This window comes from Bradyrhizobium sp. 172, assembly GCF_023101065.1.
Lineage (GTDB): Bacteria > Pseudomonadota > Alphaproteobacteria > Rhizobiales > Xanthobacteraceae > Bradyrhizobium > Bradyrhizobium canariense_D.
Genome location: NZ_CP064701.1, coordinates 7,520,038 through 7,540,519, shown reverse-complemented (window position 1 = coordinate 7,540,519; position 20,482 = coordinate 7,520,038). Strand labels below are relative to the sequence as shown.

Below are 20,482 nucleotides of genomic sequence, written 5' to 3'. Positions count from 1 at the left end.
CACCCACGCGCGTTCGATCGAAGCGCTTTTGATTAGAGTCTGATATGGCGCGAGACCAGATCGATATGACGCCGCTGCAATCGCGCGACGAACTCGTCGCGTGGTTCGAGGCTGGTTGCAAGGACCCGTCCGAATTCCGCATGGGCACCGAGCACGAGAAGACGCCGTTCACGCTCGAAGGCCACCGTCCGGTGCCCTACGAGGGCGCGCGCGGTATCGGCGCGCTGCTCGAAGGCATGAAACTCCTGCTCGGCTGGGAGCCGATCATGGAGAAGGGCAACATCATCGGCCTCTACGACGTCACTGGCGGCGGCGCGATCTCGCTCGAGCCTGGCGGGCAGTTCGAACTCTCGGGTGCCCCCGTCGAGAACGTGCACCAGACCCAGAGTGAGCTGATGGCGCATCTGGCGCAGGTGCGCGAGATCGCAACGCCGCTCGGCATCGGCTTCCTCGGCCTCGGCATGACGCCGTCCTGGTCGCGCGCCGACATCCCGGTGATGCCCAAGGGCCGCTACAAGATCATGACCAATTACATGCCGAAGGTCGGCCAGTACGGCCTCGACATGATGTACCGGACCTGCACGGTACAGACCAATCTCGACTTCTCCTCCGAAGCGGACATGGTCAAGAAGCTGCGTGTCTCGCTCGCGCTCCAGCCGGCCGCAACCGCCTTGTTCGCCAATTCGCCGTTTACCGAGGGCAAGCCAAACGGCTTTCTCTCCTTCCGGTCCGAGATCTGGCGCGACACCGACAACGCGCGCGCCGGCATGATGCCGTGGGCATTCGAGGACGGCATGGGCTTCGAGCGCTATGTCGACTACGCGCTCGACGTGCCCATGTATTTCGTCAAGCGCGACGAGGACTACATCGACGTCTCGGGCTCCTCGTTCCGCGCCTTCTTCGATGGCCGCAACAACAATTTGCCCGGGGAACGCCCGACGCTGTCGGACTGGGCCAACCATCTTTCGACGATTTTCCCGGAGGTGCGGCTCAAGCGCTATCTCGAGATGCGCGGCTCCGACGGTGGCCCGTGGGGCCGTCTGCCGGCGCTATCGGCGTTCTGGGCCGGGTTGCTCTACGACGATGTGTCGCTGGATGCCGCCTGGGACCTCGTGAAGCACTGGACCGCGCATGAGCGTCAGGCGCTGCGCGACGACGTGCCACGCTTCGGGTTCAAGTCGCGAATCAAGGACCGCTATCTGTTCGAGATCGCCAAGGAGTGCCTCGTTCTGGCGCATGCCGGCTTGCGCCGGCGCGGCCGGATCGACCAGCTTGGCCGCGACGAGACCAGGCATCTGGAGCCGCTCGATCGCATTATCGATTCCGGCCGCACGCCGGCTGAGGAGATGCTCGACAAGTTCAACGGTCCCTGGAACCGCTCGGTGGAACCGGCCTACGCGGAATACGCGTTCTAGACCCAAGGCAAAACGATCGGACTCGGGCCGTTCATCGCCCGTACAGGTTTGCGGCGATCAAATGGCCAGCTGAAAAACCCGAGCGTCGTCAATAACTCGAAAGCTGTTCCGATGGGGAAGGGCCGCCTGGCCGTCATGGCAAGCGTCCTGGCAGGCGTCGTAGCCTGCGCCGCGTTGCTTTCGCTCGTGTTTGCGAGCTGGCCTGCGCGCGCCCAGACGGCGTTCGACCGGCCAGGCGGAGATTATTTCAGCTCTCCGGTCACGTCGGGCGATCCCGAGGATTGCGCGCTGCTGTGCGAGCGCGACCGCCGTTGCCGCTCGTGGAGCTTCAACTATCCTGACATCGAAGGCGGCTCGGCGGTGTGCTGGCTGAAGAACACGGTGCCTGCGCGCGTGCCGGGAAGCTGCTGCATCTCCGGCGTGCGCGGCGCCGGTGTGATCGAGCCGCGTGTCGAAGGCGTGGAGACCTCCATCGACCGCCCCGGCGGCGATTTGCGCAATTTCGAGATGAAGGACGGCGAAGGCGAAGAAGCCTGCAAGGCCGTCTGCACCGCCGACAACAAATGCCGCGCCTTCACCTATGCCCGCCCGGGCTACACGGGACGCGAAGCGCGCTGTTTCCTGAAAAAGGAGATCAAGCCGCCGCGGCGGAAGGCGGGATTCACGTCGGGCGTGGTGAGATAGCTCGGATCATTCCGGCGCAATCACCGTAAGCTCGGGCCACAACGCCCTCCATCTCGCGGCCTTTACCGCGTAATTCGCTGCGGAGAAATTCGGGCTTGGATTGGGGCGTGCAATCAAGCCCGCCACGTCATCGAAGCCGTGCGGCGCATAAACGTGGAAACCGTCGTCCGAGCGCCGCACGCCCACTTGCGTGTTCTGTGTGAGGAAACGGTCGATACCGTCAGTCGAGCACGACAGCGGCGGATAGGGCAGGCCGTGCTTGGCCGGGTACCACAGATGCACGCGTGCCTGGTTGCGGGTCTCGATCTTGACGCCGAGATGATCGAGGCGCGCTTGCAGCTTGCGGATCACGACGTCCTCCGCGTCCCAGGAGGTGTCAGGGTCGAAGTAGAAGACGTCGTAATCGGCAATGCCGTAATCGATCGCACGGCCGGTGAGCACGTTCCAAACCGATTGCACGAGACATCCCGAGACCAGCCACGCATCGGGCAGCGCGAGCTGGTGGAGCTCATCGAGAATCGCGACGTTAATCGGGTTCTTTAGCGCCAGCGCGAGGAAGCGGGCCTCATCCATGACAGTCGTCACGCGCTCACGCGTGCATCATAATCCGCTCGCGCCGCCTTCGAAGCCAGCGCGCGCCAACGCCGCCGCAGCAGCGACTCCACGATCGCGCGCTTTGCCTTGGACAGGCGGATCAGCACTATCGGATAATCGGCGTAGTGATCGGTGAAGTAGAAGATTTTTGGCTGGCTCTCGACCAGCATCGCGCGCTCGTCGACCGGGACGTCCGGCATCACCAGGCTGTCGCCATCTTCCTTCAGACGCGCCAGCATCTTCTTGCGCACCTTTAGTGCGGGCGTGCCGTAGGAGGTACCGTCCTCGACCTCCGGCCACGTCAGTGCGAATTTTCTGACGTCGTCGAAGGTCATGAGATCGGTTCAATGCACGGCGGTGAAAAACCGCGCCATGCGAAATCCGGACAGCCAGGTCCACACCGGCTGGCCCCGGATACCGAGATCCCAGGATCCGAGCACGGCGTCTGCGCGGCCGACCAGATTGTCGATCGGCAACATGCCGACGCCGCCGGAGCGCAAGGGCACGCGGCTGTCGGCGGAATTGTCGCGGTTGTCGCCGAGCACGAAGAGATGGCCTGCCGGCACCGTCACTTCCTGCGTGTTGTCGAGCGGACCGTTGTCACGCATCTTGAAGATCAGATGCGAGACGCCGTTCGGCAGCGTCTCGACATAGCGATAGGCGGGTTCGCTGCCGCCATTGTCGTCCTCGGCGGCACCAACGCCGTCCGGCTTCAACTCGGCGGGGCGATCGTTGACGAAGAGCTGGCCCTGGCGCAGCTGGATGCGGTCGCCGGGCAGGCCCACGACGCGCTTGACCCAGGCCTGCGAGCGGTCGCCGGGCCAGCGGAAGACCACGACGTCGCCCTGCTTCGGCGTTTCCGCGAAGACGCGGCCGCTCTCGGGCAGGTTGATCTGGATCGGCAGCGACGAGGTGCCGTAGCCGTAGGGGAATTTCGAGGCGATCAAGGCGTCGCCGATCAACAGCGTCGGCTCCATCGAGCCCGACGGCACGTAGAACGGCTCGGCCAGCGCACCCTTGGCGATGAACACCGCCGCGACGATGCCGGCGAGCTGCACCAGCTGGCCGCCCCAGCCGCTGCTCTTCCGCTTGGTGGTGACAGTTATCTTCTCGACGCTCATCCGCCTGTTCCACCCACCGTAATGCGTTCCATCAACAGCGACGGCTGGCCGACGCCGACCGGCACGCCCTGACCGTTCTTGCCGCAGGTGCCGATGCCGGTATCGAGCGCGAGGTCGTTGCCGATCATGCGGATGCGATGCAGGTCGGTCGGCCCGTTGCCGATCAGCATGGCGCCCTTCAGGGGCGCACCGATCTTGCCGTTCTCGATCTTGTAAGCCTCGGTGCACTGAAACACGTATTTGCCCGAGGTGATATCCACCTGGCCGCCGCCGAAATTCGCGGCGAAGACGCCGTTCTTCACCGACGCGAGGATCTCGGCCGGATCGCGGTCGCCCGCCAGCATGTAGGTGTTGGTCATGCGCGGCATCGGCACGTGGGCATAGCCCTGGCGGCGGCCGTTGCCGGTCGGCTTCATGTTCATCAGGCGGGCGTTCTGACGGTCCTGCATGTAGCCGACCAGGACGCCGTCCTCGATCAGCACGGTGCGGTTGGTCGGCGTTCCCTCATCGTCGATCGACAGCGAGCCGCGGCGCGAGGCAATCGTGCCGTCGTCGACCACGGTCACGCCCTTGGCCGCGACCTGCTGGCCCATCAGGCCGGCAAACGCGGACGTCTTCTTGCGGTTGAAGTCACCTTCGAGGCCATGGCCAACCGCCTCATGCAGCATCACGCCGGGCCAGCCGGCCCCGAGCACGACGTCCATCTCGCCGGCGGGGGCGGGAATCGATTCCAGGTTGACCAGAGCCTCACGCAACGCGCCGTCGGCGGCGTCGCGCCAGTTCTTGCTTTCGATGAATTCGGCGTAGCCGGCGCGGCCGCCATAGCCCTTGCTGCCGCTCTCCTGGCGGTCGCCCTGACCGGCGACGACGGAGACGTTGACGCGCACGAGCGGGCGGATGTCGCGATAGCTCTCGCCGTCGGGCCGCAGGATCTCGACCACCTGCCAGGTCGCGCCCAGGCTGACGCTGACCTGCCGCACCCGCGGATCCTTGTCGCGCAGATAAGCGTCGATCTCGGCGAGCAGTTTGACCTTGGTCTCGAAGCCGGGGGCATCGAGCGGATTGTCGTCACTATAAAGCCGCACGTTGGTATGCGCAGGAGGCGCGGCGAAGCTGCCGGAATAACCGCCGCGCACGGCCGCGACCGCGTCCGCAGCGCGAATCAGCGCCGGCAGCGACACGTCGGAGGAATGCGCGTAGCCGACGGCGTCGTCCTTGACGGCGCGCAGGCCAAAACCCTGCGAGGTATCGTAGGTCGCCTGCTTCAGCCGGCCATTGTCGAACATCAGCGCTTCGGTCTGGCTGTATTCCAGGAACAATTCGCCGTCGTCGGCACCGGCAAGCCCGCGCGCGAGCTCGTTGCGAACCTGATCGCGGTCGAGATTGGCGCGGTCGAGCAGGGAGGTTGTGGCAGGGTTGGTCATGCGTCCGTCCATTATCGGGGGATGTGAGGCAAGATAATGGTTTCCCGGCACTTCCGCGAGGGCGCCAAGTCTCACATTACGGAAACAATAGGATTCGCGGGCCTAACCGCCCTTCGCACTACGGCAGCTTGTCATAGCCCTCGCCGAGCCCGTTCAGGCTGAGCGGGAAGCCGATGCCTTCTTCCGGGGTCTCGAAGATGATGAAGGTCGCGGTCTTGGCAGTGCGGAGCTGGCCGAGCAGCTTGTCGTCCATGACGACCTCGGCGACGCAGCCATTGGGCAGGCAGCGGACAAAGCCGGCACGGCCTACGTCCTGGTTGTCGAGCTTGAGGCCGAGGCCGGAGGGCAGGAGAACGCCGAGGGGGGCGACCACCCGCATCAGGCGGCTCTTCTGGTCGGCGGTCTTGAGAACGATCACGGTCAGGCCGGCGTTGGAGCGGTCTTCGGCCACCACGCTCTGGATCAGGGCGCATTGCTCGGACTGGGCGCCCGGCGGGGTGTCGCAGCGGATCTGCCAGTCGCCATGGACGGAGCGCACCGCGCCCTGCGCATGGGCGAGGCCCGGAAGCGCCAGGACGACGACCGCCGCCAGCAGAGCGGCCAGCATCGTGAGGCTGCCAGCCTGGCTTTTAGCCCGCCTTGCCATGGATCTCGAAAACCCCATCGGGTCGGTCCCTCTGCTCGCCTGGGTCGCTCGCGTCAGGCGGACTGATACGGGAATGACGGCGTCTTGAAGGCGATTCGCAAGCAAATTCCACGCCGCCCCGGCCGCAATCGCCCGCACGAATCAGGTTCCTGTGCGGCTGTGCGCCAAGTGCCTACCGCGGGCAATTCCGCTGTCAAGCGGCAGCATCCCGGGAAATGGTATTTTTGTCTGATGTTACTAGGAAATATCTTGCGGGTGATGGCTGACAGACGAGGCTCAAGACTGCATTGCGATAGATCAAGAATTATGGTTTGAGAGGCTTGATTTCGGCGTTCTAGCGATCTGGCCCCAATTCCTCTTAGAGGTATTCTTGCGCGGCGGTTTGTCAGACGGGGGGATCGAATAAAGCGTTTCCCGAAAATAGGGGAATGCACTTGGGGTGATTTCGTTAGGGGAGCGCGAACGGCATGAAGATGTCGATGGGCCCGGTGGGCCGGCACTTGCTGGGATTGGCCGTGGCGGGTCTGACGCTGGCGACGGGCGGTGCGGCATTTGCCGAGCTGGGGCAGCCGGCTGCGTGGGAGTGGACGCTTCAGCAGTCCGGGTCCCCGGTGATGGACAACATCGTCTGGTTCCATAATTTCCTGTTCGTGCTGATCACGCTGATCACGCTGTTCGTTCTGGCGCTGCTCGTGATCGTTGTCGTGAAGTTCAACGCGAGAGCCAATCCGGTGCCGTCGCGGACCACGCACAACACGCTGATCGAGGTGGCGTGGACGCTCGTGCCGGTGTTGATCCTGGTCGGCATTTCGGTGCCGTCGTTCCGCCTCCTGTTCCTCGAGCTCGACGTGCCGAAGGCGGATCTGACCATCAAGGCGACCGGCAAGCAGTGGTACTGGTCCTACGCCTATCCTGATAACGGCAAGTTCGAGTTCGACTCGCTGATGGCCCAGGACAAGCAGCCCCGTCTGCTGGGCGTCGACAATGAGATGGTGGTGCCCGTCAACAAGGTGGTTCGGGTTCAGGTGACCGGGGCCGACGTGATTCATGCCTTTGCGCTGCCGGCCTTCGGCGTCAAGATCGACGCCATTCCGGGCCGGCTCAACGAAACCTGGTTCAAGGCCACCAAGACCGGCATGTTCTACGGCCAGTGCTCGGAATTGTGCGGCAAGGACCACGCCTTCATGCCGATCGCGATCCGTGTGGTGAGCGACCAGGAGTTCGCCTCCTGGGTCGAGACCGCGAAGAAGAAATATGCGAGCGGCGGCACCAGCACCTACGCCTCCACGGCCGGCCCGACGCAGTGAGCGCCGGGCGCAGGGTTCGAGGAAACTGAAAGCGACATAAGGCGGGACCTCCAGAGGTCCGATCGGGACGCAAGGCAGGATTAGAAAATGGCAACGAGCGCAGCGGCACACGGCGATCACGCGCAAGACCACGGACATGACGAGCACGCCCATCCGACCGGATGGCGGCGCTACGTCTATTCGACCAACCACAAGGACATCGGCACGATGTACCTGATCTTCGCGGTCATCGCCGGCGTCATCGGCGCCGCGATGTCGATCGCGATCCGTGCCGAGCTGATGTATCCGGGCGTGCAGATCTTCCACGAGACGCACACCTACAATGTGTTCGTGACCTCCCATGGTCTGATCATGATCTTCTTCATGGTCATGCCCGCGATGATTGGCGGCTTCGGCAACTGGTTCGTGCCGCTCATGATCGGCGCGCCCGACATGGCGTTCCCGCGCATGAACAACATCTCGTTCTGGCTGCTGCCGGCCTCGTTCGCGCTGTTGCTGATGTCGACCTTCGTCGAGGGCGAGCCGGGCGCCAACGGCGTCGGCGCCGGCTGGACCATGTACGCGCCGCTGTCGAGCTCGGGCCATCCGGGCCCGGCGGTGGACTTCGCGATCCTGTCGCTGCATCTGGCGGGCGCTTCCTCGATCCTGGGCGCCATCAATTTCATCACCACGATCTTCAACATGCGCGCGCCGGGCATGACCCTGCACAAGATGCCGCTGTTTGTGTGGTCGATCCTGGTGACGGTGTTCCTGCTGCTGTTGTCGCTGCCGGTGCTCGCCGGTGCGATCACGATGCTGCTCACTGACCGCAATTTCGGCACGACGTTCTTCAATCCGGAAGGCGGCGGCGATCCCGTGCTGTTCCAGCATCTGTTCTGGTTCTTCGGTCACCCCGAAGTGTACATCCTGATCCTGCCCGCCTTCGGCATGGTCAGCCAGATCGTCTCGACCTTCTCGCGCAAGCCCGTGTTCGGCTATCTCGGCATGGCCTACGCCATGGTCGCGATCGGCGGCATCGGCTTCGTGGTGTGGGCGCACCACATGTACACGGTCGGCATGTCCTCGGCGACGCAGGCCTATTTCGTCGCCGCCACGATGGTCATCGCGGTCCCGACCGGCGTGAAGATCTTCTCGTGGATCGCCACGATGTGGGGCGGCTCGATCGAGTTCCGCGCGCCGATGATCTGGGCGGTGGGATTCATCTTCCTGTTCACCGTCGGCGGCGTCACCGGCGTGGTGCTGGCGAATGCCGGCGTCGACCGCGTGCTCCAGGAGACCTACTACGTGGTCGCGCACTTCCACTACGTGCTGTCGCTCGGTGCGGTGTTCGGAATCTTCGCCGGCTGGTACTACTGGTTCCCGAAGATGTCCGGCTACATGTACAATGAAGGGCTCGCCAAGGCGCACTTCTGGGTCACCTTCATCGGCGTGAACCTGGTGTTCTTCCCGCAGCACTTCCTCGGTCTGTCGGGCATGCCTCGCCGCTATGTCGATTATCCCGACGCGTTCGCGGGCTGGAACCTGGTCTCGTCGGTCGGCTCCTATATCTCCGGCTTCGGCGTGCTGATCTTCCTCTACTGCGTGATCGACGCCTTCGCGAAGAAGGTGCCGGCTGGCGACAATCCGTGGGGTGCAGGTGCGACCACGCTGGAATGGACGCTGCCCTCGCCGCCGCCCTTCCACCAGTTCGAAGTGCTGCCCCGCGTGCAGTAAGCCAATGCTCGCGGCGCCCGTGACGGGCGCCGCGGCTCGACAACCAAGCGAGTCAGTCTAGTGTCCGTCCTCGACCACAACGCCATCGACATCAATCCCCGCATCTCCGAAGCGGAGGTTGGCGATTACATCGCGCTCCTGAAGCCGCGGGTGATGTCGCTGGTGATCTTCACCGCGCTGGTCGGAATGGCGATGGCGCCCGGGCATTTCCACCCGGTGCTGGCCATCACCTCGCTGCTCTGCATCGCGGTCGGCGCCGGCGCGTCCGGCGCGCTCAACATGGCGCTCGAAGGCGACATCGATGCCAAGATGTCGCGCACGGCGAACCGGCCGATTCCGCGCGGCCGCATCACCCGTCCCGAGGCGATGACCTTCGGCATGACGCTCGCCTTCTTCTCGGTGATGACGCTCGGCATCCTGGTCAACTGGATCGCGGGCGCGCTGCTCGCCTTCACCATCTTCTTCTACGTCGTGATCTACACAATCGGCCTGAAGCGCTGGACCGCGCAGAACATCGTGATCGGCGGTGCCGCCGGCGCACTGCCGCCGGTGGTGGCCTGGGCCGCGGTCACAGGCACGGTCGACGTCGAGCCGCTACTGCTGTTCGCCATCATCTTCTTCTGGACGCCGCCGCACTTCTGGGCGCTGGCGCTGTTCCGCTCCGACGATTACGCGCGCGCCGGCATTCCGATGCTGCCCAACGTCGCCGGCCCCGACGCGACCCGGCTTCAGATCCTGCTCTACACCATCGTGCTGATCGCGGTCGCGGCCGCGCCCTGGGCGCTCGGCTACTTCGACGCCATCTACGGCATCGTCTCGCTGATCCTCGGCGCCGGCATGCTGGGGTTCGCCATCAACGTCTATGTCCGTCGCGAGCGCAGCCAATCGCTGCGGGCGACCCGCAAGCTGTTCGCGTTCTCCATCCTTTATCTGTTCGCGCTGTTTGCGACCTTGCTGGCCGAGGTCGTGTTCCGGGCGCTTGCGCCGATGGTAGGGGGCGCATGATCACAGGGATGGCCGACAAACCCGAGATAGACGGAATCGTCCTCACCGAGGCGCAGAAGAAGAGCCGTCGTCAGCGCTCGATCGCGATCGCACTCGCGCTCGGCGTGCTCGTAGTGCTGTTCTTCGCCGTGACCATGGTCAAGGGGCCGGCCGTGCTCGTCCGGCCGATGTAGGAAACATGGATCAGAAGCCGACCATATCGCGGGATCAGAGCCGGACGGCCACCAAGGGGCGCAGGCCTGCCAGGGGGCTTGGCCGCGACGTGGTGGTCGCCTCGATCTGCGGCGGCGTGGTCGCGCTGATGGTCGGCGCCTCCTACGCGGCGGTGCCGTTCTACAATTGGTTCTGCCGCGCCACCGGCTTCAACGGCACGACCCAGGTCGCGACCTCGGCGCCGGCCAGCGGCCCGATCGCACGCAAGATCGCGGTGCGCTTCGATTCCAACGTCGCGCCCGGCCTGCCCTGGAAGTTCGAGCCCGAGCAGAGCGAGATCGAGGTCAATATCGGCCAGGTCGTGACCGTCTTCTACACGGTGACCAACCAGGCCGCGCGGACCACCGCAGGCCAGGCCGCCTACAATGTCGCGCCGCTGACGGTCGGATCCTATTTCCAGAAGATCAACTGCTTCTGCTTCACCGAGCAGACCATGGCGCCGGGCGAGAAGCGCGAGATGCCGGTCGTATTCTATGTCGATCCGTCGATTGCCGACGACCACGAGAACGACGGTCTCAACACGATCACGCTGTCCTACACGTTCTATCCGGTGAAGGATCCGGTGGTGAAGCCGCTCGCGGCCAGCGAAGACGACAAACGCAAGGGAAATCTCTGATCTCCGGACTCACGCGCCGGGGTTGGAATAAGGGGATAAGTGCCTGACAGGCACGGGATTGAGGAGCGAGACCGCAAATGGCAACGGCGCACACCAAGCATCACGACTACCATCTGGTCGATCCCTCGCCATGGCCCGTCGTCGGCTCCATCTCCGCCTTCATCATGGCGGTCGGCGCGATCACCTGGATGCACCACATGTTCTCGGCTGCGCCGATCATCTTCGGTGTCGGCACCGTCGGTGTGCTCTACACCATGGCGAGCTGGTGGGGCGACGTGATCAGGGAAGCCCAGTACAAGGGCGACCACACCCGCGTCGTGCAGCTGCATCACCGCTACGGCATGATCCTGTTCATCGCCTCGGAGGTGATGTTCTTCGTCGCCTGGTTCTGGGCCTATTTCAACGCGGCGCTATTCCCGGCCGACGCCGTCCACGCTACCCGCGATGCGGTGTTCGGCTGTGGTCTCGGGACCGCGGCCGGCGCCTGCACCGTGCCGGGCACCTGGCCGCCGCACGGCATCGAGACCTTCGATCCCTGGCATCTGCCGCTCCTGAACACGCTGATCCTGCTCACCTCCGGCACCACGGTGACCTGGGCCCACCATGCGCTGCTCGAGAACGATCGCCAGGGCCTGAAATATGGCCTGATCCTCACCGTCGTGCTCGGCGCGCTCTTCACCTGCGTGCAGGCCTATGAGTACAGCCACGCGGCATTCTCCTTCGGCGGCAACGTCTACGGCGCGACCTTCTTCATGGCGACCGGCTTCCACGGTTTCCATGTGCTGGTCGGCACCATCTTCCTGCTGGTGTGCCTGTTCCGCGCCTATGCCGGCCACTTCACGCCGACCCAGCATCTCGGTTTCGAGTTCGCCGCCTGGTACTGGCATTTCGTCGACGTGGTCTGGCTGTTCCTGTTCCTCTGCATCTATGTCTGGGGACACGGCGCCGAGACCATGGCTCACGGCGCGCACTGAGCGGGCTGGCTTCGGATCGAGAAAGGGCGGCCCCGGGCCGCCCTTTTGCTTTTTTGCGCGCAGGGGTTTCGGCAGAAACTGTGATAGACCTTTTGCCATGAACGAAGCCGCCGATACGTCCGAGCCGCAAGCCACCGTCCTGCAAAGCGCGCTGCGCGGGCTTGCCTGCAAATGCCCGCGCTGCGGCCAGGGCAAGCTCTATGCAGGCTTCCTGACGCTTGCGCCTTGCTGCGAGCGTTGCGGCCTCGACTACGCCTTCATCGATTCCGGTGACGGTCCGGCGATCTTCATCATCATGCTGGCCGGCGCGATCGTCGTCGGCTGCGCGCTCGTCATCGAGGTCAAGTACCAGCCGCCGTACTGGCTGCACGCGGTGCTGTGGCTGCCGCTGATCCTTGCGACTACCCTGCTGCCGTTGCGCGCGATGAAGTCGCTGCTGATCGCACTGCAATTCCACCATAAGGCGGCGCCGGGCCGGCTGGTCGACCGCGCGAAATGAACGAGACCGCGCGCAAGCCCCGCGTGGCCGGCTTCGCGCTGTTTACGCTTTTCCTGACCGCGGTCTGCGTCACGCTCGGCGTCTGGCAATTGCAGCGCCGCATCGCCAAGCACGAGCTGATCGCCGCACTGACCGAGCGCCTCGCGGAGGCACCGGTCACTCTGCCGCCGCCGGCACGATGGGCCGCGCTAAGTCCCGCGCGCGATGAATTCCGCCGTGTCAGCTTTACCGCGACCTACGCGCCGTTGCCCGATGCGATGGTCTATTCCTCCGGATCCGCCGTGCGTAAGGACGCGTCGGGCCCCGGCACCTGGGCCTTCCTGCCGGCGCGGCTGCCGAGCGGCGAGACGGTGGTGATCGATGCGGGCTTCGTCGAAAACACCATGCAGGATCGCAGCGTCGAGGATCGCGCGGTCAGGAAGCTCGTCACCGGGCAGGCGGTCTCGTTCACCGGCTATCTGCGCTTCCCCGAGGCACCGGGCTGGCTGACCCCGGCGGAGAACCGCGGCAAGCGGCTGTGGTTCGTGCGCGATCACGTGGCGATCGCGAGCGCGCTGGGCTGGGGCGCGGTTGCGCCGTTCTATGTCGACCTCGAGCAGCCGGCGCCCGAGAATGGCATTCCGCGGCCGGGGCCGCTCGACGTCCATCTCAAGGACGATCACCTGCAATACGCCATCACCTGGTTCACCCTTGCAGGCGCCGTGCTCATCGCCTTCGCCGTGTGGGCAAGAGGGCGGCGGCGGGGCTGAGCTCCGTAGATCCACTTAGGGAACCCGGTATCGCCCGGGGTTTACCATTCAGCGCACATTCACGAGTGTGGTCCTAAGCCGCCAGTAATTTTCCGCGGCAGACAGGATTGCAGCGTGAGTGATTTCGACCAGATGGGAATTGTCGTCGATTGGGTGGATGCCTGCAGGAAGGGCGACCTCGCGACGCTCCTCGACCTCTATGCGGATGACGCCCAGGTCGAATGCACGTGCAACGGCACGCAGCGCTATCGCGGCCGGAGCGAGCTCGAAGCCTATTGGCAGCCGCGGCTCAGCGCTTTCTCGTCGGCCGGTTTCGGGTTGGAGGAAATCCATCCTGCACCCCACGGCGTCGATCTCGAATATTCCGTCGCCGGCGCGCTGCGCATTCGCGCCTCGTTTTGTTTCAGCCCCGACGGCAAGATCCGCACCACGCTGTGCGAGCCGGCGCGACAGAACGCGCAGCTTGGCTGTGCGTGCTAGAGTTTCCGTTCTGATTAATCAGAGCCGAACACCAGATTCTGTTTTGGCGTTTTCTTCACGCGAACCGGTATCCACTTCGCTCGAAAGCGCTTCAATCGCTGACCGGCGCCTCGCGTGCCGGTTCGGCGGGAAGGCGGCAGCGCACATAGGTTCTGTCGTCCACGCGCAGCAGTGACAGCGATCCGCTGAGTGCGCGCACGCGCTCATGCATGCCGGTCAGGCCGCGGCCGAACAGATTCCCTTCGGGAAAGCCGCCGCCGTCGTCGGAAATCTCGATGACGACCGTCTCGCCGGCGAAGGTCGCCTGCACATGGGCATGGCTGGCGCCGGCATGACGCAGCACGTTGGTCAGCGCCTCCTGAATCACGCGATAGACGGTTTGAGCCAGCGGCCCGTCGATCGCGTTGAGATTCGGATCGACCGCGTCCGTCAGGTCGATAGACGGCGCCTGCTTGCGAAAATTTCGGAGCAGCGTCTGCACACTGGTCTCCAGACCCAATTCCTCGATGTAGAGCGGTCGCAACCGGTCGAGGATGCGGCGGTTGGTCTGCTGGAGCGCCTCGACCGATTGCAACACCTCCTGCGCCGAACTGCTGAGATTTCCCGCCGGGGGCGAGGCATCGACCAATGCGATGGTGCCGACGCGGATGCCGAACAGCAGCGGACCGAGTTCGTCGTGCAGTTCGCGCGCGAGATCGCGCCGCTCGTCGTCCTGGAGCGAGACCAGGCGGTGCAGCAGGTCGCGATTGTCCTGGCTCAACTGCACCAGCGTTTCGGCCAGCGCATTGGCCTCCTCGCAGCTTTGCCGGATTTCCGGCGGTCCCCCGACCGAGATCGGTGTTGCGTAGTCGCCGCGTCGTAGCCGCGTGAGGCCTGCGCCAAGATCCTGCAGTGGTCGCAGGGCTGATCCCGCAAACACATAGGCGACGACCCCTGTCAGCCCGGTCAGCGCGACGACGAAGCCGGCCAAGGCGAGGAAGCCCACCCAGGTCTCGAACAGCGCTGCGGACAGGTCCGGCACAAACACGATGTCGCCGAAATGCTCGCCGTTGAGGGATACCGGAAATGCGATGTGCAAGTCCGGAATGGAAAGGAGACTGACGAACCATTTTGGTGGGCCATGCGAACCTTGCAGGCCCCTCGACGCAAAGGGAGGAGCAACCGCTCCTGCAGGAAGGAATTGAATATCTGAGGACTCGTCCAGCATCCGCACGAAGTCATCCAGGGTCCTTCGCGGATGGTCGGATGAACGCAGAGCGTTGTTGAGGGCCTCGGCCACGGCTTTGGTCGATCGTTGGGCCGGCTGGTTCTCCTCGGCGAGCTGACCGGTCGTGAAGACGTGCAGCAGGACGCCGCCCATGATCAGCGCCGCCATGAACAGCAGGCCGAGCGGCAGAAACAATTGTGTACTGAAGGACAGCCGTTGCCACATTAGGTCAATTCTAACGCGCATCAGGGGATTTTGCTCTTTCCATTTGTTCCCGTCGGTTTATGAATCGAAAAACTAGAGAGTTACAATGCAAGATACTGCCAAGCCGGCGACCCGCGTCCTGATTGTCGACGACCATCCCGTGGTGTTGTCCGGTTGCCGCACCCTGTTCTCCTCCGACCATTCGATCCGGATCGACGAGGCGACCGACGCCAAATCCGGGCATCGCGCCTATGTCAGCAGGCGGCCCGACGTCACTGTGATCGACATCAGCCTGCCCGACGTCTCCGGCTTTGAACTGATGCGGCGCATTCGCAAGGACGATCCCGACGCCAAGATCATCATGTTCAGCATGAACGATGATCCAGCCTTCGTGGTGCGGGCGGTCGAGCTCGGGGCCCAGGGCTACGTCTCCAAGGGCGACGATCCCCGGATCCTGCTCAAGGCGGTGCGCAAGGTGGTTGCGGGCGACAATTTCATCTCACCGCAGCTCGCGGAAGCCGTGACGTTTTCCGGCGCGGCGATCAAGGCCAATCCAGCCTCGCAGATGACGCCGCGGGAGCTCGAGATTCTTCGCCTGTTGGGGCGAGGCGACAAGATCGTCGAGGTCGCCGAGGCGCTCGGCATCTCCTACAAGACCGTCGCCAACACCACCTCTCTGCTCAAGCAGAAGCTCGGTGCCAAGAACCATTCCGACCTGATCCGGATCGCGGTGGAAATCGGGATGAACTGACGCCTCAGGGCACCGAACCGGCTGCACCAGGATGCTGCCGGTTCGGCGGGCGGACCGGTCTCGGCGCTCAGCCGGGCAATGCATGGATAGCGCCGACACCATCCGCCGACACAATGAGCGCAGCCGTCGTTCGTTCCCGAACTGTGCTGTCGTTCGGGATATAATGGTAATGCGTGACGCCAAGCTGCTGGCGAACGTTTGCCCGCGCCGAAACGTGTCGGGAAAAACAGGAACATTTTCTCACACATTCCGTTTTGTCCCTTGACGATATCGTGACAGCCGACGAAAGCTTGCGCGAACAGTTTTTGCGGGTCGGTGACCCCAAGACGCCAAACCGGTCTGCACACAACGACAGACCTTCCAAGAGAGGGCTGCGGCATTGCCGCAGCCCTTTTCGTTGGCAGCGCTTTTCGTTGGCAGCCTTTTTCCTTGGACGGCCCCAGGCGCGAAGCGGTTTCCTGATGCCGCAAAACACTTTATGGTGGCCCAAAGCCTCTGGCTGTTAACAAGTAATTTCGTAAAATCAAAGGCTTGCGGACCGAGTCCAGGCTCGGCCGGCCTTTGGAGGGCAGTTTGACTCGTTATATCTCGACCCGGGGCGAGGCCCCCGAACTCGGCTTCTGCGACGTGATGCTGACCGGGCTCGCTCGCGACGGCGGCCTGTATGTGCCGGCCACCTGGCCGCAACTCTCGCCTGACGCCATCGCCGGCTTTTTCGGGCGTCCCTATTGGGAGGTCGCGGTCGAGGTGATCCGCCCTTTCGTCGCCGGCGAGATCTCGGACGCCGAGCTCGGCCGTATGGCGAACGAGGCCTACGCCACCTTCCGCCATCCGGCGGTGGTGCCGCTGCGCCAGATGGCGCCGCACCAGTTCGTGCTGGAGCTGTTCCACGGCCCGACGCTCGCCTTTAAGGACGTGGCGATGCAGCTGATCTCGCGGCTGATGGACCACGTGCTCGCCCAGCGCGGCCAGCGCACCACCATCGTGGTCGCGACCTCGGGCGACACCGGCGGTGCTGCGGTCGACGCGTTCGCAGGACTCGAAAATGTCGATCTCATCGTGCTGTTCCCGCATGGCCGCATCTCCGAGGTGCAGCGGCGAATGATGACGACGACGGGCGCGGCCAACGTCCATGCGCTTGCCGTCGAGGGCAATTTCGACGATTGCCAGGCCCTCGTGAAGGCGATGTTCAACAACCATCGCTTCCGCGATGCGACGTCGCTGTCCGGCGTCAATTCCATCAATTGGGCGCGCATCGTCGCCCAAGTGGTCTACTATTTCACCTCCGCCGTTGCCGCCGGTGCACCCGCGCGCGCGGTGGACTTCGTCGTGCCGACCGGCAATTTCGGCGACATCTTCGCCGGCTATGTCGCCAAGCGCATGGGTCTTCCGGTGCGGACCCTGGGCATCGCCGCCAACGTCAACGACATCCTGGCGCGCACGCTGAAGACCGGGATCTACGAGGTGCGCGAGGTCCACGCGACGGCTTCGCCGTCGATGGACATTCAGATCTCCTCGAATTTCGAGCGGCTGCTGTTCGAGGCTGGCGGGCGCGATGCCGCCGGCGTGCGCCGTCTGATGGATTCACTGAAGCAATCGGGACGCTTCGTGCTGCCCGATGCGACGCTGGCCGCGATCCGCGAGGGGTTCGACGCAGGCCGGGCCGACGAGACCGAGACCGCGGCCGCGATCCGCGCCGCCTGGCGCGAGGCCGGCGAGCTGGTCGATCCCCACACCGCGGTCGCGCTTGCGGTCGCCGACCGCGACACCACGGACAGGACGGTTCCCAGCATCGTGCTGTCCACCGCCCATCCGGCCAAATTCCCCGATGCGGTCGAAGCGGCCTGCGGCCAGCGGCCGCAACTGCCGGCCTGGCTCGATGGTCTGATGACCAAATCCGAACACATGAAGGTGATGAAGAACGACCAGACCGAGGTCGAGCGGTTCGTGCTGTCGGTCAGCCGCGCCGCGAAACAGGGAGTTGCCGGATGAGCGTCGAGATTTCCAAGCTTGCGTCCGGCCTCACTGTCGTCACCGACAAGATGCCTCATCTCGAGACCGCGGCGCTCGGCGTCTGGGCCGGCGTCGGCGGGCGCGACGAGAAGCCCAACGAGCACGGCATCTCGCATCTTCTGGAACATATGGCATTCAAGGGCACGACGAAGCGCTCCTCGCGCGAGATCGTCGAGGAGATCGAGGCGGTCGGCGGCGACCTCAATGCCGGCACCTCGACCGAGACCACGTCCTATTATGCGCGGGTGCTGAAGGCCGACGTGCCGCTCGCACTCGACGTGCTCGCCGACATCCTGGCCAATCCCGCCTTCGAGCCCGACGAACTCGAGCGCGAGAAGAACGTCATCGTGCAGGAGATCGGCGCGGCGCAGGACACGCCTGACGACGTCGTGTTCGAGCATCTCAACGAGCTCTGCTATCCCGACCAGCCGATGGGCCGCTCGCTGCTCGGCACTGCGAAGACCTTGCGTGCCTTCAGCCGCGACTCGCTGCGCGACTATCTGTCGACGCACTACCGCGGCCCTGACATGGTGGTGGCGGCCGCCGGCGCGGTCGATCACAAGCAGGTGGTCGCCGAGGTCGAGCAGCGCTTTGCCAGTTTTGAGGGGACAGCGGGTCCCAAGCCGCAACCCGCACAATTCGGCAAGGGCGGCACCAAGGTGGTGCATCGCGAGCTCGAGCAGGCGCATCTGACCTTGGCCCTGGAGGGCGTGCCGCAGACCGATCTGTCGCTGTTCTCGCTCCAGGTCTTTACCAACATCCTCGGCGGCGGGATGTCGTCGCGGCTGTTCCAGGAGGTGCGCGAGAAGCGCGGCCTCTGTTACTCAATCTACTCGTTCCATGCCCCCTATACCGACACCGGCTTCTTCGGCCTCTACACCGGCACCGATCCGGCCGATGCGCCCGAGATGATGGAGGTCGTGGTCGACATCATGAATGATTCGGTCGAGACCCTGACCGAGGTCGAGATCGCGCGGGCCAAGGCGCAAATGAAGGCGGGGCTGCTGATGGCGCTGGAGAGCTGCTCGTCCCGCGCCGAGCAACTCGCCCGGCATGTGCTGGCCTATGGCCGGCCCCAGACCGCCGAGGAGCTGGTGGCCCGGATCGACGCCGTCAGCGTCGAATCGACCCGGGATGCGGCGCGTGCGCTGCTTTCGCGCAGCCGCCCTGCGGTTGTCGCATTGGGCAGTGGCAGGGGTCTGGACACGGCGGTGTCTTTTGCGGAAGGATTGACCCGGGCACGCGCCAAGGCGCGGCTGCATTAGGAGCCGCGCACGGGTTGATCCGCCCCGGGAAGCATCACCATGGCCCTCTTTCGCCTGCCATCCAGTGGACCCGCCGCTCTCGCGCCGCGCGGCAACGGCCTGTTGCTACGCGCGCCTCAGATGTCGGACTTCCTGCAATGGGCCCATCTGCGCGAGTCCAGCCGCGATTACCTGACCCCCTGGGAGCCGATCTGGCCGTCGGATGATCTCACCCGCTCCGGTTTCCGCCGCCGCCTGCGCCGCTATTCCGAGGACATCGCCGCGGACCGGTCCTATCCCTTTCTGATCTTCCGGGAGCTCGACGGCGCCATGGTCGGCGGCATCACGCTCGCCAATGTCCGCCGCGGCATCGTCCAGGCCGGCACCATCGGCTATTGGGTCGGCAAGCCCCACGCCCAGCGCGGCTACATGACGGCCGCGCTGCGGGTGCTGCTGCCGACGCTGTTCGGGGAGCTCAATCTGCACCGGGTCGAGGCCGCTTGCATCCCGACCAATGCGCCCTCGATCCGGGTGCTGGAGAAGTGCGGTTTCTCCCGCGAGGGGCTGGCGCGCCGGTATCTCTGCATCAACGGGGTCTGGCAGGACCATTTGCTGTTCGGCCTGCTGCACGAGGATTTCCGCGGCTGAGCCCGTTGATTGATGCGGCCAAAGTCTCCTTGTTTGCTGCCTTGGGTTCGCCGGTTTTGACGATATAACGGCGCAACCCGGCCGGTGATCGGTCGGGATGTCGTCAGGAGTATGGGTGTTGATGGTGCAGGAGCTTCGGTCATCGCGGAATGCGTTGCGGCGGGGGGCGGCGGTCGCGCTGGCGTTGTCAGTTGCGCTCGTCTCCATCTCGCCGGTCGCGGCGCAGTCGCTGACCGATCGATTCAAGGGCCTGTTCGGCGGCAAGTCGGACGAGCCGGCCCAACCCAAGCCGGCGCCTGCGCCGGGCCAGCCGGCGGCTGATGACGATCTTGATTGCCCGCAGGTCACGGTGCGTGCCGGAGCCTCCACCTACGCGGTCGGTGCCACCGGGAAGCCGGCCGTCGGCAACGAGATCCGCTTCCAGGCCACCATCACCAAGATGGCGCGCGAATGCGCCCGCAATGGCGGCGATATCACGGCCCGGATCGGCATCCAGGGCCGCGTCATTGCCGGACCCGCCGGCGCGCCTGCGAGCGTCGAGGTGCCGCTGCGCGTCGCCGTGGTGCAGGGCGGCGTCGGCGAGAAGGTGATCGCTTCCAAGGCCTACCGGACCACGGTCGGAATGTCGGAGGGCGGCAGCGTGCCGTTCACCTTCGTGGCCGAGGATCTGGTCTACCCGATGCCTTCGGCCAAGGACGCCGATAGCTACATCTTCTATGTCGGCTTCGATCCGCAGGCGCTGTCGCCCGAGCCGAAGGCGCGGGCGAAGAAGAAGTAACCACGTCAAGATAGTCGTCATGCCCCGCGAAGGCGGGGCATCCAGTACGCCGCGGCTTCTCGATCTATCAGGGCTGTCTCTGGAATACTGGATCGCCCGCCTTCGCGGGCGATGACATCAGATTTGCCGATGCAGTGCCCGACAAACAAAAAAGCCGGCGCTGATCGCGCCGGCTTTTTGATTGGTGAAGGCAAGAT

22 protein-coding genes are annotated in these 20,482 nt (G+C 64.6%); 16 read left to right on the top strand and 6 right to left on the bottom strand.

The features are described 5' to 3' along the window. Window positions 1–44 precede the first annotated feature (44 nt). Complete coding sequence (locus IVB07_RS35785; RefSeq protein ID WP_018460014.1) at window positions 45–1,415, top strand: glutamate--cysteine ligase; 1,371 nt, start codon at window positions 45–47, stop codon at window positions 1,413–1,415. A 111-nt stretch (window positions 1,416–1,526) separates the two neighbouring features. Beyond that, window positions 1,527–2,099 carry a PAN domain-containing protein gene (locus IVB07_RS35780; protein WP_018460013.1) on the top strand — a complete coding sequence of 191 codons (573 nt, stop codon included), beginning with the start codon at window positions 1,527–1,529 and terminating at the stop codon, window positions 2,097–2,099. A 6-nt stretch (window positions 2,100–2,105) separates the two neighbouring features. Here IVB07_RS35780 and IVB07_RS35775 read toward each other — a convergent pair whose 3' ends face one another. The 5 genes from IVB07_RS35775 to IVB07_RS35755 all read right to left on the bottom strand — a co-directional run bounded on the left by IVB07_RS35775 (window position 2,106) and on the right by IVB07_RS35755 (window position 5,902). Further along, on the bottom strand, window positions 2,106–2,672 hold the full coding sequence (locus IVB07_RS35775; protein ID WP_018460012.1) for a nucleotidyltransferase family protein: 567 nt from the start codon (window positions 2,670–2,672) through the stop codon (window positions 2,106–2,108). Between the two features lie 8 nt (window positions 2,673–2,680). Continuing rightward, on the bottom strand, window positions 2,681–3,028 hold the full coding sequence (locus IVB07_RS35770; RefSeq protein ID WP_018460011.1) for an MmcQ/YjbR family DNA-binding protein: 348 nt from the start codon (window positions 3,026–3,028) through the stop codon (window positions 2,681–2,683). 9 nt (window positions 3,029–3,037) lie between these two features. Beyond that, window positions 3,038–3,814 (bottom strand): signal peptidase I, encoded by a 777-nt coding sequence (gene lepB / locus IVB07_RS35765; RefSeq protein ID WP_018460010.1) that lies wholly within the window; start codon window positions 3,812–3,814, stop codon window positions 3,038–3,040. Further along, the gene (gene tldD / locus IVB07_RS35760) at window positions 3,811–5,238 is read right to left on the bottom strand and encodes a metalloprotease TldD (protein ID WP_026233924.1); all 1,428 of its coding nucleotides are present in this window, start codon (window positions 5,236–5,238) and stop codon (window positions 3,811–3,813) included. The genes lepB and tldD overlap by 4 nt, the downstream gene beginning before the upstream one ends. A 118-nt stretch (window positions 5,239–5,356) precedes the next feature. Then, the gene (locus IVB07_RS35755) at window positions 5,357–5,902 is read right to left on the bottom strand and encodes an invasion associated locus B family protein (RefSeq protein WP_026233923.1); all 546 of its coding nucleotides are present in this window, start codon (window positions 5,900–5,902) and stop codon (window positions 5,357–5,359) included. 449 nt (window positions 5,903–6,351) lie between these two features. Between IVB07_RS35755 and coxB the strand changes: the two genes are divergently transcribed. From coxB to IVB07_RS35710, 9 genes are all read left to right on the top strand, one after another. After that, window positions 6,352–7,191, top strand: coding sequence for a cytochrome c oxidase subunit II (coxB, locus tag IVB07_RS35750; RefSeq protein WP_018460007.1), 840 nt, complete (start codon window positions 6,352–6,354; stop codon window positions 7,189–7,191). Between the two features lie 87 nt (window positions 7,192–7,278). Continuing rightward, complete coding sequence (gene ctaD / locus IVB07_RS35745) at window positions 7,279–8,904, top strand: cytochrome c oxidase subunit I (RefSeq protein ID WP_007605061.1); 1,626 nt, start codon at window positions 7,279–7,281, stop codon at window positions 8,902–8,904. Between the two features lie 60 nt (window positions 8,905–8,964). Further along, window positions 8,965–9,909 (top strand): heme o synthase, encoded by a 945-nt coding sequence (locus IVB07_RS35740; protein ID WP_018460006.1) that lies wholly within the window; start codon window positions 8,965–8,967, stop codon window positions 9,907–9,909. Further along, window positions 9,906–10,082 (top strand): hypothetical protein, encoded by a 177-nt coding sequence (locus IVB07_RS35735; RefSeq protein WP_026233922.1) that lies wholly within the window; start codon window positions 9,906–9,908, stop codon window positions 10,080–10,082. Before IVB07_RS35740 ends, IVB07_RS35735 begins: the two co-directional genes overlap by 4 nt. Before the next feature lie 5 nt (window positions 10,083–10,087). After that, window positions 10,088–10,738 (top strand): cytochrome c oxidase assembly protein, encoded by a 651-nt coding sequence (locus IVB07_RS35730; protein WP_018460004.1) that lies wholly within the window; start codon window positions 10,088–10,090, stop codon window positions 10,736–10,738. Window positions 10,739–10,815: 77 nt separating this feature from the next. Further along, on the top strand, window positions 10,816–11,712 hold the full coding sequence (locus tag IVB07_RS35725) for a cytochrome c oxidase subunit 3 (protein ID WP_018460003.1): 897 nt from the start codon (window positions 10,816–10,818) through the stop codon (window positions 11,710–11,712). A gap of 97 nt (window positions 11,713–11,809) precedes the next feature. Further along, window positions 11,810–12,211, top strand: a complete 402-nt coding sequence (locus IVB07_RS35720) for a DUF983 domain-containing protein (RefSeq protein ID WP_018460002.1) — start codon at window positions 11,810–11,812, stop codon at window positions 12,209–12,211. Next, entirely contained in the window at window positions 12,208–12,960 is a 753-nt protein-coding gene (locus tag IVB07_RS35715; RefSeq protein ID WP_018460001.1) for an SURF1 family protein, read from the top strand. The genes IVB07_RS35720 and IVB07_RS35715 overlap by 4 nt, the downstream gene beginning before the upstream one ends. A 114-nt stretch (window positions 12,961–13,074) precedes the next feature. After that, entirely contained in the window at window positions 13,075–13,440 is a 366-nt protein-coding gene (locus IVB07_RS35710; RefSeq protein WP_026233921.1) for a nuclear transport factor 2 family protein, read from the top strand. A 91-nt stretch (window positions 13,441–13,531) separates the two neighbouring features. On the opposite strand, the gene IVB07_RS35705 is transcribed toward IVB07_RS35710, so the two are convergent. Beyond that, window positions 13,532–14,872, bottom strand: coding sequence for a histidine kinase (locus tag IVB07_RS35705; RefSeq protein ID WP_018459999.1), 1,341 nt, complete (start codon window positions 14,870–14,872; stop codon window positions 13,532–13,534). Window positions 14,873–14,957: 85 nt separating this feature from the next. Here IVB07_RS35705 and IVB07_RS35700 point away from each other — a divergent pair, with 85 nt between their 5' ends. From IVB07_RS35700 to IVB07_RS35680, 5 genes are all read left to right on the top strand, one after another. Further along, the gene (locus IVB07_RS35700) at window positions 14,958–15,602 is read left to right on the top strand and encodes a response regulator transcription factor (protein WP_018459998.1); all 645 of its coding nucleotides are present in this window, start codon (window positions 14,958–14,960) and stop codon (window positions 15,600–15,602) included. A 573-nt stretch (window positions 15,603–16,175) separates the two neighbouring features. Then, window positions 16,176–17,594, top strand: coding sequence for a threonine synthase (gene thrC, locus IVB07_RS35695; protein WP_018459997.1), 1,419 nt, complete (start codon window positions 16,176–16,178; stop codon window positions 17,592–17,594). Then, window positions 17,591–18,880 carry a pitrilysin family protein gene (locus tag IVB07_RS35690; protein ID WP_007599446.1) on the top strand — a complete coding sequence of 430 codons (1,290 nt, stop codon included), beginning with the start codon at window positions 17,591–17,593 and terminating at the stop codon, window positions 18,878–18,880. Before thrC ends, IVB07_RS35690 begins: the two co-directional genes overlap by 4 nt. Window positions 18,881–18,919: 39 nt before the next feature. Continuing rightward, window positions 18,920–19,507 (top strand): GNAT family protein, encoded by a 588-nt coding sequence (locus IVB07_RS35685; RefSeq protein ID WP_007599447.1) that lies wholly within the window; start codon window positions 18,920–18,922, stop codon window positions 19,505–19,507. Window positions 19,508–19,628: 121 nt separating this feature from the next. After that, window positions 19,629–20,285 (top strand): hypothetical protein, encoded by a 657-nt coding sequence (locus tag IVB07_RS35680; RefSeq protein WP_018459996.1) that lies wholly within the window; start codon window positions 19,629–19,631, stop codon window positions 20,283–20,285. Window positions 20,286–20,482: the final 197 nt, after the last annotated feature.

Bases quoted from the DNA above. Each gene is read 5' to 3' on its own strand.
- IVB07_RS35715 (WP_018460001.1), top strand. From the start codon at position 12,208: ATGAACGAGACCGCGCGCAAGCCCCGCGTGGCCGGCTTCGCGCTGTTT.
- coxB (WP_018460007.1), top strand. From the start codon at position 6,352: ATGAAGATGTCGATGGGCCCGGTGGGCCGGCACTTGCTGGGATTGGCC.
- IVB07_RS35685 (WP_007599447.1), top strand. From the start codon at position 18,920: ATGGCCCTCTTTCGCCTGCCATCCAGTGGACCCGCCGCTCTCGCGCCG.
- IVB07_RS35680 (WP_018459996.1), top strand. From the start codon at position 19,629: ATGGTGCAGGAGCTTCGGTCATCGCGGAATGCGTTGCGGCGGGGGGCG.
- IVB07_RS35735 (WP_026233922.1), top strand. From the start codon at position 9,906: ATGATCACAGGGATGGCCGACAAACCCGAGATAGACGGAATCGTCCTC.
- IVB07_RS35725 (WP_018460003.1), top strand. From the start codon at position 10,816: ATGGCAACGGCGCACACCAAGCATCACGACTACCATCTGGTCGATCCC.
- IVB07_RS35780 (WP_018460013.1), top strand. From the start codon at position 1,527: ATGGGGAAGGGCCGCCTGGCCGTCATGGCAAGCGTCCTGGCAGGCGTC.
- lepB (WP_018460010.1), bottom strand. From the start codon at position 3,814: ATGAGCGTCGAGAAGATAACTGTCACCACCAAGCGGAAGAGCAGCGGC.
- IVB07_RS35720 (WP_018460002.1), top strand. From the start codon at position 11,810: ATGAACGAAGCCGCCGATACGTCCGAGCCGCAAGCCACCGTCCTGCAA.
- ctaD (WP_007605061.1), top strand. From the start codon at position 7,279: ATGGCAACGAGCGCAGCGGCACACGGCGATCACGCGCAAGACCACGGA.
- IVB07_RS35730 (WP_018460004.1), top strand. From the start codon at position 10,088: ATGGATCAGAAGCCGACCATATCGCGGGATCAGAGCCGGACGGCCACC.
- IVB07_RS35775 (WP_018460012.1), bottom strand. From the start codon at position 2,672: ATGGATGAGGCCCGCTTCCTCGCGCTGGCGCTAAAGAACCCGATTAAC.
- IVB07_RS35755 (WP_026233923.1), bottom strand. From the start codon at position 5,902: ATGGGGTTTTCGAGATCCATGGCAAGGCGGGCTAAAAGCCAGGCTGGC.
- IVB07_RS35700 (WP_018459998.1), top strand. From the start codon at position 14,958: ATGCAAGATACTGCCAAGCCGGCGACCCGCGTCCTGATTGTCGACGAC.
- tldD (WP_026233924.1), bottom strand. From the start codon at position 5,238: ATGACCAACCCTGCCACAACCTCCCTGCTCGACCGCGCCAATCTCGAC.
- IVB07_RS35785 (WP_018460014.1), top strand. From the start codon at position 45: ATGGCGCGAGACCAGATCGATATGACGCCGCTGCAATCGCGCGACGAA.
- IVB07_RS35770 (WP_018460011.1), bottom strand. From the start codon at position 3,028: ATGACCTTCGACGACGTCAGAAAATTCGCACTGACGTGGCCGGAGGTC.
- IVB07_RS35690 (WP_007599446.1), top strand. From the start codon at position 17,591: ATGAGCGTCGAGATTTCCAAGCTTGCGTCCGGCCTCACTGTCGTCACC.
- IVB07_RS35705 (WP_018459999.1), bottom strand. From the start codon at position 14,872: ATGTGGCAACGGCTGTCCTTCAGTACACAATTGTTTCTGCCGCTCGGC.